15 protein-coding genes are annotated in these 14,727 nt (G+C 66.6%); 5 read left to right on the plus strand and 10 right to left on the minus strand.

What is annotated here, in order from left to right; genetic code table 11:
- Positions 1 to 285 precede the first annotated feature (285 nt).
- The 4 genes from T8K17_RS15675 to T8K17_RS15690 all read left to right on the plus strand — a co-directional run bounded on the left by T8K17_RS15675 (position 286) and on the right by T8K17_RS15690 (position 4,571).
- A complete protein-coding gene (locus tag T8K17_RS15675; RefSeq protein WP_322330675.1) occupies positions 286 to 1,944 on the plus strand; it encodes a cyclic peptide export ABC transporter in 1,659 nt (552 codons plus the stop codon).
- 143 nt (positions 1,945 to 2,087) lie between these two features.
- On the plus strand, positions 2,088 to 3,173 hold the full coding sequence (locus T8K17_RS15680; protein WP_322330676.1) for a prohibitin family protein: 1,086 nt from the start codon (positions 2,088 to 2,090) through the stop codon (positions 3,171 to 3,173).
- A 203-nt stretch (positions 3,174 to 3,376) separates the two neighbouring features.
- A complete protein-coding gene (locus T8K17_RS15685; RefSeq protein WP_322330677.1) occupies positions 3,377 to 4,294 on the plus strand; it encodes a DUF697 domain-containing protein in 918 nt (305 codons plus the stop codon).
- Positions 4,295 to 4,385: 91 nt separating this feature from the next.
- Positions 4,386 to 4,571, plus strand: a complete 186-nt coding sequence (locus tag T8K17_RS15690) for a hypothetical protein (protein WP_322330678.1) — start codon at positions 4,386 to 4,388, stop codon at positions 4,569 to 4,571.
- Between the two features lie 6 nt (positions 4,572 to 4,577).
- On the opposite strand, the gene T8K17_RS15695 is transcribed toward T8K17_RS15690, so the two are convergent.
- The 3 genes from T8K17_RS15695 to T8K17_RS15705 form a co-directional block, all read right to left on the minus strand.
- Positions 4,578 to 4,988 (minus strand): hypothetical protein, encoded by a 411-nt coding sequence (locus tag T8K17_RS15695; RefSeq protein ID WP_322330679.1) that lies wholly within the window; start codon positions 4,986 to 4,988, stop codon positions 4,578 to 4,580.
- Positions 4,989 to 5,074: 86 nt separating this feature from the next.
- Positions 5,075 to 5,899 carry an alpha/beta hydrolase gene (locus tag T8K17_RS15700; protein ID WP_322330680.1) on the minus strand — a complete coding sequence of 275 codons (825 nt, stop codon included), beginning with the start codon at positions 5,897 to 5,899 and terminating at the stop codon, positions 5,075 to 5,077.
- Positions 5,900 to 5,993: 94 nt separating this feature from the next.
- Entirely contained in the window at positions 5,994 to 7,277 is a 1,284-nt protein-coding gene (locus T8K17_RS15705) for a DUF2254 domain-containing protein (RefSeq protein ID WP_322330681.1), read from the minus strand.
- A 254-nt stretch (positions 7,278 to 7,531) separates the two neighbouring features.
- Here T8K17_RS15705 and T8K17_RS15710 point away from each other — a divergent pair, with 254 nt between their 5' ends.
- Positions 7,532 to 8,839: an LLM class flavin-dependent oxidoreductase gene (locus T8K17_RS15710; protein ID WP_322330682.1), complete on the plus strand. Its 1,308-nt coding sequence runs from the start codon at positions 7,532 to 7,534 to the stop codon at positions 8,837 to 8,839.
- A 14-nt stretch (positions 8,840 to 8,853) separates the two neighbouring features.
- Here the strand turns inward: T8K17_RS15710 and T8K17_RS15715 are convergent, their stop codons facing one another.
- The 7 genes from T8K17_RS15715 to T8K17_RS15745 are packed head-to-tail and all read right to left on the minus strand — an operon-like array spanning position 8,854 to position 14,720.
- The gene (locus T8K17_RS15715) at positions 8,854 to 9,687 is read right to left on the minus strand and encodes an SDR family NAD(P)-dependent oxidoreductase (RefSeq protein ID WP_322330683.1); all 834 of its coding nucleotides are present in this window, start codon (positions 9,685 to 9,687) and stop codon (positions 8,854 to 8,856) included.
- A 1-nt stretch (position 9,688) separates the two neighbouring features.
- Positions 9,689 to 10,672, minus strand: a complete 984-nt coding sequence (locus T8K17_RS15720; RefSeq protein WP_322330684.1) for a Gfo/Idh/MocA family oxidoreductase — start codon at positions 10,670 to 10,672, stop codon at positions 9,689 to 9,691.
- A complete protein-coding gene (locus tag T8K17_RS15725) occupies positions 10,669 to 11,292 on the minus strand; it encodes an ATP-binding cassette domain-containing protein (RefSeq protein ID WP_322330685.1) in 624 nt (207 codons plus the stop codon). The genes T8K17_RS15720 and T8K17_RS15725 overlap by 4 nt, the downstream gene beginning before the upstream one ends.
- 3 nt (positions 11,293 to 11,295) lie before the next feature.
- The gene (locus tag T8K17_RS15730) at positions 11,296 to 11,991 is read right to left on the minus strand and encodes an ABC transporter ATP-binding protein (protein ID WP_322330686.1); all 696 of its coding nucleotides are present in this window, start codon (positions 11,989 to 11,991) and stop codon (positions 11,296 to 11,298) included.
- On the minus strand, positions 11,984 to 12,748 hold the full coding sequence (locus T8K17_RS15735) for an ABC transporter ATP-binding protein (RefSeq protein ID WP_322330687.1): 765 nt from the start codon (positions 12,746 to 12,748) through the stop codon (positions 11,984 to 11,986). Before T8K17_RS15735 ends, T8K17_RS15730 begins: the two co-directional genes overlap by 8 nt.
- Before the next feature lie 3 nt (positions 12,749 to 12,751).
- A complete protein-coding gene (locus T8K17_RS15740; RefSeq protein ID WP_322330688.1) occupies positions 12,752 to 13,786 on the minus strand; it encodes a branched-chain amino acid ABC transporter permease in 1,035 nt (344 codons plus the stop codon).
- A gap of 10 nt (positions 13,787 to 13,796) precedes the next feature.
- Entirely contained in the window at positions 13,797 to 14,720 is a 924-nt protein-coding gene (locus T8K17_RS15745; RefSeq protein ID WP_322330689.1) for a branched-chain amino acid ABC transporter permease, read from the minus strand.
- Positions 14,721 to 14,727 lie beyond the last annotated feature (7 nt).

Consider the following 14,727-nt stretch of genomic DNA (forward strand, 5'->3'; position numbering starts at 1 on the left):
AACATGTTATTCATACTCGTATAGATTGCGCCTCATCACAAGAGGGTTTTTCGCGGGATCGTATTAACGTGGATCGTCTGAGTTGACCGCAGTGTCCCTGATGCCCGCAGTAAAATTGAGTTAAGGGCAGAAAATCGGCGGTCGATGGCGCAGGGCTGCGATCTAGAGCATCGCCGCACGATGCAACTTTTATGATCTATCCCAGGCCCTCAGGGTTTCATATAAGGATATGAGCTAGTGGATTTTTCCACTCATACTAATGTGTCGGCGAGGGTGGGCCAGCCTATGGACCTGTTGAAACTCATCCGCCGCGAGTCTAAGGCGTCGTGGCTGGGCTTCGCGTTCCTGGCGGCGATATCCGGATTGGCGAACGCGCTGATCCTGGCGGTGATCAATCTGGCGGCGAGCGATGCCGCCGCGATCGACGACGACCGCCGCACCTATCATCTCTCGATCTTCCTCGCGGTCACCGGCATCTACATCGTCTCCCAGCGCAGCGTGATGATCTCCTCCACCCGGGAGGTCGAGGAGATGATCCACAAGATCCGGATGCGGCTGATCGAGAAGATCAGGACGGCGGATCTCGGCCCGCTGGAACGGATCGGCCGGTCCTTCATCTATGCCAGCATCAACAAGGACACCCTGACCCTGTCCCAGGCGGCGCAGTCTCTGGTGGTCGGTGCGCAATCGGCCATCCTGATGCTGTTCACCCTGCTGTACATCGCCTGGCTGTCGCGGATCGCCTTCGTGGTCTGTGTCACCTTCATCGGCGTCGCGTCGTGGCTCTACATGAAGAACCTGCGGGGGCTGAACGCCGACCTGCAGCTGGCGGCGGCCGAGGAGAATCGGCTGTTCGACCTGCTCACCGACCTGCTGGAGGGGTTCAAGGAAGTCCGGATGAACGCCGCGCGCAGTGACGCGCTGTACGCGGATCTGGCCGCTATCTCCGCCCATGCGGCGGAAAAGAAGAAGGAGAGCCAGTCCGGGATCGCCCGAAGCTTTATCTTCTCGCAGACGATGTTCTATTTCCTGGTCGCCGCGATGGTCTTCCTGGTGCCGCAGGTCGGCAAGATCTTTCACGACCTGGGCAGCAGCTATCCTGAGGTGGTGATCCAGACGGCGACGGCGACCCTGTTCCTGATCGGGCCGGTCAGCTTCCTGGTCAACTTCATGTCGATCTTCGCCAACGCGAACTCGGCCGCCGAGAACATCGAGCGATTGGACACGACCCTTTCGGCGGCGGTCAGTGGCAGCCGCGACGGGCCGGCGGACCCGCTCGGTCCCGATTTCGAGGAGTTGGAGCTGCGCGGCGTGAGCTACCGCTACAGCGACCCGAAGGCGGATCGCCCCTTCGTCCTCGGCCCCCTGGACCTGCGGGTCAAGCGGGGGGAGATGATCTTCGTAACGGGCGGCAACGGGTCGGGGAAGTCGACCCTGATCAAGTTGCTGGCCGGTCTCTACTACCCTGCCGCCGGCCGCATCCGGATCGACCGGCAGGATATCGGGCCCGAAACCTACGAGGCCTACCGCAACCTGATCTCCATCGTGTTCGCCGACTTCCATCTCTTCAGACGGCTCTACGGCATCGACCACAGCGACCGGGACAGGGTCCGCGCGCTGATGGAGCGTATGGAGATCCAGGACAAGGCCCAGCTGATCGACGGGGAGTTCTCCACCATCGAACTCTCTACCGGCCAGCGCAAACGGCTGGCCCTGGTGGTCAGCCTGCTGGAGGACCGGCCGATTTACATCTTCGACGAATGGGCGGCCGACCAGGATCCCGAGTTCCGGCGCAAATTCTACCGCGAGATCCTGCCGGAGATGAAACGGGCGGGGAAAACCATCCTCGCCGTCACCCATGACGATCATTATTTCGACGTGGCCGACCGGCGCATCCACATGACCGAAGGCCGGCTGGTGGAGATGCCGACGGCAGGCGACTGACCGCGCCGGAGATAGGGTTTGAGTATCCAGTTATTATATGTCTATGATTGAAGGTCGGTATTCATAAGCAATTTATGGCACTCCCTCGACTTCTCACGGGGGCTGGTGCCTGAGCCGGCGTGATGGAGCCCGGAGCCGGCCGCATGAACGCTCTGAAAGCCCTGTTTCTACGCAATCTGCCGGGAGTGACCGTCACCGTCATGATCCTGGCCTTCCTGGCGATCTATTTCGCGCCGAACAGCGTGATCACGATCCCGGCCGGCTCTGTCGGCGTGCTGTGGAAGCGGTTCGACGGCGGGACCGTCACCGACCGCTTCTACCGGGAGGGCAACCGTTTCGTGCTGCCCTGGAACAAGATCGTCAAATACGACGCCCGCATGCAGCGGGTGAACGAGAACTACGACATCATCTCGTCGAACGGTCTGACCATCGGGGCGAACATCACGGTGCGCTACCGCATCGCCCGCGAGCGGATCGGCCTGCTGCACAAGTATCTCGGGCCGGACTACCTGACCACCATCCTGATGCCGAAGATCGGCGCCATCGCCCGGGCGGAGGCGGCGAAATACTCCCCGGTCCAGCTCTACTCGACCAACCGTGAGGATGTGGAGGAGGCGATCCTGGTCCTGGCGCGGCGCCAGCTCGAACAGGTGAGCGAGGATGTGGCGGCGACCGAACGCGGGCAGCGGGTCTCGGAAGGGCTGACGGATCTTGCGGCTGGCCCGGGAACGCTGATCGAGCTGCACGATGTGATGTTCCGCAGCATCGCCCTGCCGTCCCTCGTGCGCGACGCGATCGAACGCAAGGAGGAGCAGTACCACGTCAATCTGGAATACGACTTCCGCATCGAGCGCGAGCGCAAGGAGAGCGAGCGCAAGGCGATCGAGGCGCTGGGCATCCAGGAGTTCCAGCGCATCGTGAATGACGGGATCACCGACGCCTATCTGCGCTGGAAGGGGATCGACGCCACCCTGCAGCTCGCGCTGTCGAACAACAGCAAGATCGTGGTCATCGGTTCCGGCCAGGACGGGCTGCCGATCATTCTCGGCCCGATAGAGGGCGGCGGCCCGGCCGCCGGACAGCCGTCGATCGACGCGGACCTCCGCACCAGCCCGACCTCCGGGCCCCCCGCGGCTCCCAATCAGACGATCGAGCGGGCGCCGGGCGTCTTCTCCAACACCAACGCCGCCGATCTCGGCCTGGACCGATCCGGCCCCGCCAGGCCGTGAGCGACGATCCGGCCGCCCCGCGCCGTCTCGGTTCCGACGTCCGAGACCGGGTGCGAGACCAGGGGCGCCGCGAAGAAGATTTGTAATCGATGAATAACATGTTATTCTCTCGCATAGAGAGTAATTCTGACGGGCAGTATGTTCTTTAAGGTCGTGATCCTCCGTCGGACAGGACACCGGTTCATGCAAGGGAGGACCCCGACGTGGCTGAGAACACCGAGGACGTTCGGGGACTGAAGCGCGAGATCACCAAACTCAAGCGCGAGGTGAAGGCTGCGCAGACCGCCCGCAACCGGGATGCCGAAAAGCTGAAGGGCGAAGCCGGGGCGGCGAAGGCCGACGCGGCGCAGTTCAAGAAGGAATCCGCCGATCGGGCGAAGCGGCTTGCAGGTCTGGAACAGGACCTGAAGGCCGCCCAGTCCAAAGCCGACAATCTGAGCAAGGAGTTGGACATGTCGAAGGAAGAGACCAGCCGGCTCCAGCAGCAGGTTGAGGCCGCCAAGACCAGCCCATTGGCGGCCGAGTCGACGGGGAGCGACGATGCCTCCCCGACCAGCAACCCCGTCACCGGAAAGGAAGACAGCACCATGAGCCCTCAACCCGATCCCGCCGTGGAAGATCAGATCGTCCACTACGAGCATGCCAAGACCGCGATCAAGCAGCAGTCTCGCGTGAAGGCCAACCAGATCGTCGCGACCTATTCCGCCATCAGCGCCGGTGTCGGCATCGTGCCGGTCGCGGTGATCGATATCGCCGGTCTCGCCGCGGTCCAGCTCACCATGTTGAGCAAGCTGGCGGACGCCTATGGGGTGAAGTACTCGGGCAATCTCGGCCGCACGATCCTGTCGGCCATCCTGGGCAGCCTGATCCCCACCTCGCTGAAGGTCAGCACCATCGGCCTGATCCGGTCGGTGCCGCTGTTCGGGCCGCTGCTCGGCCTGGTCACCATGCCGGCCTATTGCTGGAGCGTCACCTACGCCATCGGCACGGTCTTCACCGAGCTGTTCGAGCGCGACGGCGACCTGGAGAACCTGGATGTCGAGGACACCAAGGCGCAGGTGAAGAAGGTGCTGGCCTCGGTCTCCCCCAAGCAGGCCGAGACCGCCGCCAAGGCCGCCTGATCCCCGTAGGCGACCTGCGCGCTCGGACCCAGGCGGTCCGGGCGCCGCCGTCCCGCCGGCCTTGCCGGGCGGGAAAGAGGAACCCTGTGCGATGGACTATTTCTGGCCGCCCCGTCTGACTTTCGCGACCATCGTCCTGATCTATTTCCTGGTCTGCGCCCTGGTGGGGCTGTACGGCCGCGACCGGCTGATCGGCTTCTGGGGGTCCTTCGTAGCCGCCTATATCTTCTCGCCGTTCTTCATCTTCATCTTCCTGCTTCTCACCCGCCGGCGGTAGACCCGGTCACGGCGCGCTGCAGGAGAGCATGGCCAGCTCGCCGTCGCGCAGGGTGACGGTCGGCTGCCCCAGGAAGGTGACGCCGTCGCTGCAATACCACCCGATGGACAGGGACTTGGCGGCGGCGCTCACCGGGCCGCAGATCGTCTCGCGCCGCATGCGCGAGCGCTCCGCCGCGTCGAACCGGTCGCCGGCCACCTCCGGCAGGGCGACAGGGCAGATCCATCGCCCGTTGCACTGGCTCGACACCCAGCCCAGCCCCGAACACCACTGGTCTTCCGAGCCGTATTTCGCGGTCGCGATCCGGATCTGTAGCGCGCAGCTTCCCGCGTCCCGCCCCGGCAGACAGGCGGCCGAAACGCCGGCCGGCATCGCGAGCAGCAACGCCAGGAGGAGGGGCGGCGTTAGGGAGCGCATGGGCGTCGTCCTCGTCTCGGTCAGCACGCCGCATCAGTGTATATTAACGAGAATGATGATCAAATAATTCCCGTTTAAGGTGTTTTTCAGGCGGAGGTCCCCAGGAATCCCAGTACCGCCTCGCAGAACGCCCGGGGCTGCTGACGGAACATGCTGTGGCCGGCATCCGCCAGGATCGCCGTCTTTGCGCCCGGAACATGGGCGGCCAGCGCCCGCAGGACGACCGGCAGCATCCCCGGCGTGTCGGCCCCGCCGATGAACAGCGTCGGCCGCGTCACCGCTTCCGCCTCGGCGCGGGAGAACGGCAGGCGGCCCTCGTTCACCTGGGCCAGCAGGGTGGTGGCGTTGTCCTCGCGCATCTGCCGGTCCGCCGCCGGCAGCCGATCCCAGGCCCCCGGACCGTTGATCCCCTCGATGAACACCCGCAGGCCGCCCTCCAGATCGCCGGCGGCGATCTTTTCCGCCGACTGGGCCACATGGGCTCGGGTGCCGGCGCCGGCGCCCAGATCCACGCCGTCGGTCGGCATGAGGGTATCGTCCAGGGCGCCGCCGGGTTCCGCCAGGACCAGGCGGTCCACCAGGTCCGGGCGCTTCAGCGCCAGCCGGAAGGCCAGATGGCCGCCACGGGAATGCCCGCACAGGTCGACGGCGCCGACCTCCAGCGCCTCGATGAAGGCGATCACGTCCTCCACATGCTGGGCCATGGTGAAGGTCGCCTCGGTTCCGCTGCACGTGCCCGGAAAATAATGGCGCAGGCTCGGCACGATCATCCGCCGGCCGGTCGACAGCGGCTTCAGCACCGGCGTCCAGGCGCGGAAATCGTTGAGCGAGCCGTGCACGCAGACCAGCGGCTTGCCGTGGCCGAGGTCGAGATAGGCCATGTCGCAGCCGTTAACGGAGAGGGTCTTCATGGCGGCCTTCCTTGAGTGAGGGGATGCGACTCCCTTATCGGCTTCCGCATCCCGCGACAATCGGCCTTCGTGCCGCCACCGGCGCTGGAAAACCCTATTCCGGCGGCTGAGGCTGGAGCTCCAGGGTCTTCTGGATCCGCGACAGCAGTTCGGCCTTGTCGGCGTCCAGCAGATCGCTGGCCGAGACTTCCTCAGCGATCAGGTGCAGCTCGGCGAACATGGCCTCGCGCTGTTGGGGTTCGGCGATGCGGATCATCCGCGCGACCGCCCGCACCAGCGCCAGGCTCATCAGCCCGTTGCGGCGGGAGGCACGGCGCAGCGGCGGGAACGCTTCGTTGAACAGCGTGTCGGCGGTGGTGGTCGGCGACACGACCCGGGCCACGCCCTCGGTGTCCAGATGCACCCCGATGGACAGGCCGTGGGCGCGGGCGGTGGCGAGTGCCGCCGACAGGCGGTCGACGCAGGCGATGGCGGTGAAGGTGTCGTTGACCCCCGGCGACAGGGCCCGCAGTGCGATCTCCACCAGCAGGTTCACCGAGAACCGCAGGTCGCCCTCCGGCGTGCGCACCAGCAGCAGGGGGACGGCGTCGATCACATGCTGGTCGAGGACCTTCTCGGGGTCGTTGAAGACGGTCGCGATCGGCGCGCCGGTGATGACGAAATCGCCGGGCTGCACGTCGTAGAAGACGGTCGCCCCGATGGCCTGGGTCGCCGTCAGGAGCTGCGACGGCTCCACGGCGTCGACATAGCCGTCCGCCGTCGACAGGACCGTGCGCTCGCTGGCGTCGGGCAGCACCAGGTCGCGGGCCATCAGCGGCGTGCTGCGGTCGATGGCGTAGGAGACCTGGCGGTCGAGCGCCAGGGCGATCTCTGCGGCCTCGCGGTCGATGCTGACCCGGGTGGAGACCCGCTGCACGAAGACCAGCAGCAGCATCACCGACACGATCATGTACGCCGCGCCGACCGTGACCGTCAGGTCCATCGGCACGCCGTCGCGGCTCAACCAGATGCATTCCAGCGAGTACAGGAAGGTGGCGCCCAGGGAGCCGACCGAGATCTGGCTGACCCGGTCGTCGCCGAAGCGCTGGAGCAGACGCGGGCCGATCGCGCTGGCGGCCATGGTGTAGACCAGCAGCACGATGGAATAGACCATCACAAGCGCCGACATGGACGCGCTGGCCGAGGTCGTGAAGACCGCCCGGGCGGTGTCCGTCTCCACCACCAGGAACTTCGGGACGAAGTCGGGATACTCGGCCCGCAGGTAGAGTTCCAGGGACCACACGCCGATCGCCACCAGCAGGCCGGAGAAGCTGATCGCCCCGGGAATGGTCAGAAAACCGCGCAGGGCGCGGATCGTTTTGCGGAGAGACGCTTCCACCATCGGCCCTACCGTTCCCTGTCACCGGCGACATCGCCTCGGTCTGGAGTGCCATGGGCGCGGTGCCGCGTCCAGCCTCAACGCTGCCGCCGCTTCAAAGGATGGCGGTCAGGCGGCGGCCCGCCTGCGGCACCGTCGCGCAGCGCCCGGCGGTGCCGAACCGGACAGGATGTCGTGCCGCGGATCGCAGCAGGCAAAGGATATGGGTATGCCGATACTCATGCCCTGTGCCTATGCCGAAGGAGACTGCCCGCATGAACGCCCGTCAGATGCACCTGGTCGCCTATCTGAAGACTGGGCCGACCGCCCTGCATGTCGGCGGCTGGCGCCATCCGGAATCCACCCTGGACGATATTCTGCACCCCAGCCGCTACCAGCACATCGCGCGGGTGCTGGAGGACGGATGTTTCGATGGCTGTTTCTTCGCCGACCTGTTCGGGCTCTACGACATTCACGGCGCCAGCTTCGATCCCTATGTGCGCCGGGGCGGGCAGATCAGCTATCTGGACCCGACGGTGGTGCTGCCGGTGATGGCGGCGGCGACCACCCATCTGGGGCTGGGCGCGACGCTCTCGACCAGTTTCCACACGCCATACCACCTGGCCCGCTGGCTCGGCTCGCTGGACGTGATGAGCGGCGGGCGGGTCGCCTGGAACGTGGTCACATCGGCCACCGACCTGGAGGCGCAGAACGCCGGCATGGACGCGCTGCCGCCGCGCGAGGAGCGCTACGACCGGGCCGACGACGTGCTGGAGGCGTGTTTCGCTCTGTGGAACTCCTGGGACGAGGACGCCTTCGTGCTGGACAAGGAGGCGGGGTATTTCGCCGATCCCGATAAGGTCCATTACGCCAATTACCAGGGCCGCTGGGTGAAGACCCGCGGGCCGCTGTCGATCCCGCGCAGCCCCCAGGGCCGGCCGGTGATCATGCAGGCCGGCAGCTCCGACCGGGGCCGCGAGTTCGCCGCCCGCTGGGCCGAGGTGGTCTTCACCGTCCAACGCGGGAAGGAGGAGATGAAGGAGTTCTACGACGATCTCCACTCCCGCCTGGAGGCGATCGGCCGCAAGCCTACCGACTGCGCGGTGCTGCCGGCCGTGTCGGTGGTGCTGGGCGAGACCGAGTCCATCGCCAGGGAAAAGGCGGATTATCTGGACAGCCTGATCGATCCCGAGCTGATCACCGCCTCGACCTCGAACAGCGTCGGGGTCGACCTCACCAAGCTGAAGGATCCGGCCGAGCTTGCGAAACTGCAGGGTAACCAGGGGATGAAAGGCACCGAACAGGTGCTGCAGCAGGCGATGAAGGCGGAAGGCCTGACCCTGGCTCAGGCGGCGCAGAACCGGCATCGCCGCCGCGAGCTGGTCGGCACGCCCGCCATGGTCGCCGACCGGCTGCAGGACATGTTCGAGGCCGGCTGCTGCGACGGCTTCGTGGTGACGCCGACCACCTTCCCGGGGATGTTCGAGCAGTTCTGCCGGGGCGTGGTGCCGGAGCTTCAGCGCCGGGGTCTGTTCCGGACAGCCTATGGGGGCCGGACCCTCCGCGAGAACCTGCGGAGCTGACGCGGGCGAGGGGGCTACTGGCTCGCCGTCACGCCGCCGTCGATATAGACCACCTGACCGGTGATATAGCTGCCGGCCGGGGCGGCGAAGGCGATGACCTGGCCGGCGACCTCGACCGGCTCGCCGATGCGGCCGAGCGGGTTGCGGTTCAGGATGAAGTTCCGGAACTCCTCGCGCTCCAGATGCGGGCGGATGCGGTCCGACTGGATGAAGGTCGGGGCCACGCCGTTCACCGTGATGCCGTAGGGGGCCAGCTCCATCGCGTGCTGCTTCACCAGCATGAGAAGCCCACCCTTGGTCGCGCAGTAGGCGGAATAGCCGCGGCCGCGCAGGGCGAGCTGGGAGCGCACCGACAGCAGGTGGATGTGCCGGCCCTGGCGCGCGGTGTCGACCTGATGCTTGGCCACCGACTGGCTCAGGAACATGGCCGAGCGCAGGTTGGTGGCGTACATCGTGTCGAAGGCTTCCGGCGTGACGTCGAAGATCGACTGCTCGCGCTGAATGCCGACGCAGTTCACCAGGATGTCGATGCCGCCGGCAAGGGAGACGGCCTCCTCCACCGTGCTGCGGATCGCGTCCACGTCGCTGGCGTCCAGCCCTAGTGCCCAGGCGGTGCCGCCCTGGCCCGCGACCTGGTCGGCCAGCGCCTGCGCCTTCTCCTGCTTCGGGCCGGCGACGACGACGGACGCGCCATGGGCGGCGAGCGCCAGGCAGATCGCCTCGCCCAGCGCACCGTAGCCGCCGGGCACCAGGGCGGTCTTGCCTTTCAGGCTGAACAGGCCGGCGAGCCGCTCGGGATCGATGGCGGGGGTCAGGCTGGGGGCGGCGGCGGGGGTCGGGGCTTCCATGTCAGACAGTCACCCCGGCGGCGGTGTAGACGGATTCCATGAGCTTCAGCGTTTCCAGATTGTCCAGGCGGTCGGTCTCGAACGGCGCGCCGGTGCGCACGCCGTCGACGAAGGCGGCGATAGCATGATCGAAACCCTCCTGATAGCGCCCGATCAGGTCGACCTCCTCGGCTGCCTCCTCCTCGCCGACCAGGAAGACCCGGTTGAAGTCCATGACGACGGTGCCCTTTGTGCCGACGACCTCGAGCCGGTCGCCGTGCAGCGGCGGGTAGCCGGGCGCGCAGATGCAGCCGTCGGCCGTCGCGATCAGCCCGTCCGGTCCGTCCATCAGGATGGACGCCGTGTCCTCCCCCGGCAGTCCGTCCGCGAGCCGGTTCAGCCTTGCGGCGACCACGGTCAGCGGGCCGACCAGCAGGCGCAGCACGTCCAGGTGATGGATCATGGTCTCGAACACCAGATTGCGCCGGAACCCAGTCAGATAAGGTTGGCGCTCGATCAGGAACGGCACGGTACTCTCGCGCGGGCACAGGCCGGAGCCGCGGACGGCAATGGCGGCATGACGCGGCCGGCCGATCCGGCCTTCGTCGATCCAGCGGCGCACGGTCATGTAATGCGGCCGGAACCGGTAGTTCTCATGCACCATGAAGCGGATGCGGTCGCCCACATCGGCGACCAGAGCCTCGGCCTCCGCCACCGTCTCGGTCATCGGCTTCTGCAGCAGGACGTGGACGCCATGATCCGCCGCCAGCCGGGTCAGCGGCGCGTGCCCGCCGACCGAGGCGGCGATGTCCACGACCTCGAACCCGCCCTCGGCGAACATCGCCTCCGGGCTGTCATAGACCCGGTCGATGCCGAATTCGTCGGCCCGGGCCTGGGCCTTCGCCCGGTCGAGGTCGCAGATCGCCGCCACCGGGACACCGGCCGCCTGCCAGGCGCGCAGGTGATACAGGCTGATCATGCCCGCGCCGATCAGGGCCGCCCTCATGCCGCGCGCTCCGTCAGCAGGTCGCCGAGATAGGCCTGGACCGGCGGAAGGGCGACCAGCGAGGCGTAGTCGGGCATCGGCGTCACCGAGCCGGACTGCACGAAGATGAACCGCTCGCAGATCTCCTGCAGGATCTCCAAGTGGAACCGTTCGTTCGGGTGGACGCAGAGGAAGACTAGCCGGCCTTGGGCGCGCAGCTTGCGGAAGAAATCGAGCATGAAGCCGATATAACCGTCCTGGGTGTTGAACTGCGGCTCGTCGAACAGATGGACGATCGGGTAGTCGGACCCGGCCTTCTCGAGCATGAAGTTGGGCGTCAGCGAGCGGAAATGCCGGACCTGGTAGGACTGGTGGTAATGGATCGCCAGCCGGTCGCGCTCGTCGGTGCGGATGCGGTGGATGTCCCGGCCCTGCACCAGAACCCGGCCGCCGGTCGGCGCGTTGGAGCCGGTGATCAGCTCGAACAGGGTGGTCTTCCCCGAACCGTTCGGTCCCATCAGGCCGACGATGGCCGGCTCCTCGATGGTGAAGTCGGCGCCGAGCGTGAAGGTCGGCTTCCGGCTGGGAAAACCGGTGGTGTAGGTCTTCGTGAGTTGCTGAACGCTCAGCATCGCGGTCATGGCTCAGATCCCGATCAGATTGCGGCGCAGGTCGTGGTCTTCGATCAGCTCGGCGGCACTGCCGCGATGGACGACCCGGCCGCGGTCGAGCACCACGGCTCGGTCGGCGACCTCCAGAGCGGCGAGCGCGTTCTGCTCGACCACCAGCACCGACAGCCCCTCGTTCTTCAGACGGCGGATGGTCTTCATCACGTCCTGCACGATCTTCGGCGCCAGCCCCTGGCTCGGCTCGTCGAACAGCACCAGGCCGGGCGAGCCGAGTAGGGCACGGGAAATCGCCACCATCTGCATCTCGCCGCCGGACAGGTTCTCCGCGTCCCGGCCCATCAGGTGTTCCAGGGCGGAGAAGATCTCGAACATCTCGTCCAGCCGCCAGGAGCGGAAACGGGTCGACTTGCGGGCGATGGCCAGGTTCTGGGCCACGCTCAAGGTCGGGAAGATGCGGCGGTCGTCGGGCACCCAGCCGACCCCGCGACGGGCGATGTCGTGGGTGTTCAGCCGGGTGATGTCGGCCCCATCGAACCGGATCTCGCCGGACCGCGCCGGGGTGAGGCCGAGGATGGTGCGGATGGTCGTCGTCTTGCCGACCCCGTTGGCGCCGAGCACGGCCAGCACCTCGCCCTCCGCCACGTCGAGGGAGACGTCGAACAGCGCCTGGGTCTCGCCGTAGAAGGTGTTGACGTTGCGGATCTCAAGCATTTGCGGCTCCCATGGCGGCCAACTCCCCGATCGTGGAGCGCCGGACCCAGCGGTTCGTACGCAGCTCGTCCGGCGTGCCCTGGGCGATGACCTGGCCCCAGTGGATGACCGAGATCTTGTCGGCCAGCGCGAACAGGAAGCGCATGTCGTGCTCGATCACCACGATGGTGGTGTAGCGCTTCAGCTCGCGCATCAGGTCGGTCAGCCGCGCCGTCGCCTCGGTGCCGAGGCCGGCGGTGGGCTCGTCCACGAACAGCAGCCGAGGCTCGGTGGCCAGCGCCACGCCGATTTCCAGGGCCCGGCGTTCGCCATAGGACAGCGATTTGGCGTTCACGCCCTCGCGGCCCTTCAGGCCGACCCGGCCCATGATCTCCGACGCCCGGTCCTGGGCTTCGCTGTCGGCGTCCAGCGCGTACAGCCCGTCGAACCCGCGCCGCCGCGTGGAGGGCAGGGCCATGACCACATTGTCCAGGGCGGTGAACTCGTCGAACAGGGTCATGATCTGGAATGAGCGCGAGATTCCCTTGGCGACGATCCGATGGGGCGCCGCGCCGGTGATGTCCTCGCCGTCGAACACGACGCGGCCCCGGTCCGGCTTGTAGCGGCCGGTCAGCACGTTGAAGCAGGTGGTCTTGCCGGCGCCGTTCGGCCCCATGATCCCGGAGACCTGACCTTCCTCGAAAGTGAGGCTGATATCCTCCAGCACGACCTGATCGCCGAACCGCTTGTGCAGATGGGTGGCTTCGAACAGGGCCATGGCTCAGCTCCTCGACTCTGCCGGGCGCGGACTGGGTTCGGGGCGCCCGCCCAGGCGCGGGGCGATCCAGTCGCGCCACATGCCGGCAATCCCGTCGGGCTTGAACATCACCAGCACAACGAACATCAGCCCGAACCACAGCAGCCAAGTCTCGGTGTATGCGCCGAGAATGTCGCGGGCGACGAAGTACAGGATCACCCCGAGCACCGGCCCCCAGAAGCTCACAAAGCCACCGCCGATCAGCACGATCAGCACGATCGTGCCGGACCATTGCAGGGTCATGATGTTGATGTAGGCGCCTTCCTGGGCCATGGCGAAGAGCCCGCCGGCCAGCCCGGCGATGCCACAGGACAGGGTGAAGGCCGCCCATTTGTAGAGCCGGACCGGATAGCCGATGAACGCCACGCGGGTCTCGTTCTGCTTGATCGCCCGCAGGGTGCGGCCGAAGGGCGAATTGGTCAGCCGCCACAGCAGCACGATCAGCCCCATCATCACCGCGTAGCAGAGGTAGTAGAGCGCGGTATTGGATTGGGTGGAGAGTTCGACCACGCCGAAATCGGCCGGCAGGCGGGCGATGTTCAGCAGCCCGTCCTCGCCTTTGGTGACGTCGGTCCACTTGCTGGCGATGAAGTAGAAGATCTGCCCGAAGGCGATGCTCATCAGCGCGAAATAGATGCCGCGGCGATGGGCCAGGAACAGGGCGGTGACGGCCCCGAACGCCCCGGTCACGACGATCGCGGCGGCGAGGCAGAACCAGAGATTGGCCCAGACCTCGAACTGCGCCAGCCCGAAGGCATAGGCGCCGATGCCAAAGAACGCGCCATGGCCGAAGGACGGCAGGCCGGTGTAGCCGAGCAGCAGGTTGAAGCCGAGGGCGAAGACGATCCAGATCAGCACCTCGACGCCGAGATACTGGTACAGGCCGACGGTCTCGATCCACAGGGGCAGGGTGGCGAAAACCACGGCCATGACCAGGATCGGCTTGGTGATCCACGCGGTGGTCTCGCGCCGGTCGTACTGCATCGCGGGCAGGGGCATATCAGGCTCCTCAGGACTCGAGCACGCTGGCCTTGCCGGCCAGCCCGCGCGAGCGGAACGTCACCACCGCCAGCAGCAGCAGATACATGGACAAAAGCGACCAGTCGGTGGCGAAGGCGGCGGTCAGGCCGACGACGAGGCCGACCAGCAGCCCGGCGCTGACCGCGCCCCAGAAGCTGCCGACGCCGCCCAGCACGATCACCACGAAGGCCGGTACCACCGCATCGACGCCGACCACCGGCCGGATGCCCCAGATCGGGGCCATGATGATGCCGGCGATGGCGGCGAGTGCCGCGCCGAAGGCGAAGACGAACAGCCGCAGCCGCGACAGGTTGTGGCCGAGCGCGCGCACCATCTCGCCGTCATGGGCGCCGGCCTTGATGATCGCGCCGTAGGGGGTGCGGTTCAGGAACAGCCACAGCAGCCCGATCATGGCGGCGGCGAAGATCGCGGCGTAGATCCGGTAGGTCGAATAGATCAGGTCGCCGGCGATGAAGCCGCCGGAAATGCCGCGCGGGATCGGCAGGTAGTATTCACTGCTCCCCCAGATCTCGCGGATGCCCTCTTCCAGCACCAGCGCGGCACCGAAGGTCAGCAGCAGGCCGTAGAGCGGGTCCTGGCCGTAGGTCCGGCGCAGGCAGAGCTCCAGCCCGGCGCCGACCGCGGCCACGACCAGCGGCCCGACGATCAGGGCGATGACGTAGCGCGGGACGTCCGGCAGCGCGTAGTACGGCTCCATGAAGGCGAAGGGCAGGCCGCCATCCGGCACCATGACCGCCAGCGCGACATAGGCGCCGAGCGCGAAGAGCGAGCCGTGGGCGAGGTTGATCACCTCCATTACGCCGATGATCAGCATGAAGCCCAGGGCCAGCAGCGCGAACAGGAGGCCCAGCGCCAGGCCGTTGATGATGTGCGGAATCAGGTCATAGAGCATGGGTCTG

Source organism: Thalassobaculum sp. OXR-137, from assembly GCF_034377285.1.
Taxonomy (GTDB): Bacteria; Pseudomonadota; Alphaproteobacteria; order Thalassobaculales; family Thalassobaculaceae; genus Thalassobaculum.

What these genes read in the sequence shown, in the direction of transcription:
- T8K17_RS15675 (WP_322330675.1), top strand. Translation starts at nt 286, where the DNA reads ATGGACCTGTTGAAACTCATCCGCCGCGAGTCTAAGGCGTCGTGGCTG.
- T8K17_RS15680 (WP_322330676.1), top strand. Translation starts at nt 2,088, where the DNA reads ATGAACGCTCTGAAAGCCCTGTTTCTACGCAATCTGCCGGGAGTGACC.
- T8K17_RS15690 (WP_322330678.1), top strand. Translation starts at nt 4,386, where the DNA reads ATGGACTATTTCTGGCCGCCCCGTCTGACTTTCGCGACCATCGTCCTG.
- T8K17_RS15695 (WP_322330679.1), bottom strand. Translation starts at nt 4,988, where the DNA reads ATGCGCTCCCTAACGCCGCCCCTCCTCCTGGCGTTGCTGCTCGCGATG.
- T8K17_RS15700 (WP_322330680.1), bottom strand. Translation starts at nt 5,899, where the DNA reads ATGAAGACCCTCTCCGTTAACGGCTGCGACATGGCCTATCTCGACCTC.
- T8K17_RS15710 (WP_322330682.1), top strand. Translation starts at nt 7,532, where the DNA reads ATGAACGCCCGTCAGATGCACCTGGTCGCCTATCTGAAGACTGGGCCG.
- T8K17_RS15715 (WP_322330683.1), bottom strand. Translation starts at nt 9,687, where the DNA reads ATGGAAGCCCCGACCCCCGCCGCCGCCCCCAGCCTGACCCCCGCCATC.
- T8K17_RS15720 (WP_322330684.1), bottom strand. Translation starts at nt 10,672, where the DNA reads ATGAGGGCGGCCCTGATCGGCGCGGGCATGATCAGCCTGTATCACCTG.
- T8K17_RS15725 (WP_322330685.1), bottom strand. Translation starts at nt 11,292, where the DNA reads ATGACCGCGATGCTGAGCGTTCAGCAACTCACGAAGACCTACACCACC.
- T8K17_RS15730 (WP_322330686.1), bottom strand. Translation starts at nt 11,991, where the DNA reads ATGCTTGAGATCCGCAACGTCAACACCTTCTACGGCGAGACCCAGGCG.
- T8K17_RS15735 (WP_322330687.1), bottom strand. Translation starts at nt 12,748, where the DNA reads ATGGCCCTGTTCGAAGCCACCCATCTGCACAAGCGGTTCGGCGATCAG.
- T8K17_RS15740 (WP_322330688.1), bottom strand. Translation starts at nt 13,786, where the DNA reads ATGCCCCTGCCCGCGATGCAGTACGACCGGCGCGAGACCACCGCGTGG.
- T8K17_RS15745 (WP_322330689.1), bottom strand. Translation starts at nt 14,720, where the DNA reads ATGCTCTATGACCTGATTCCGCACATCATCAACGGCCTGGCGCTGGGC.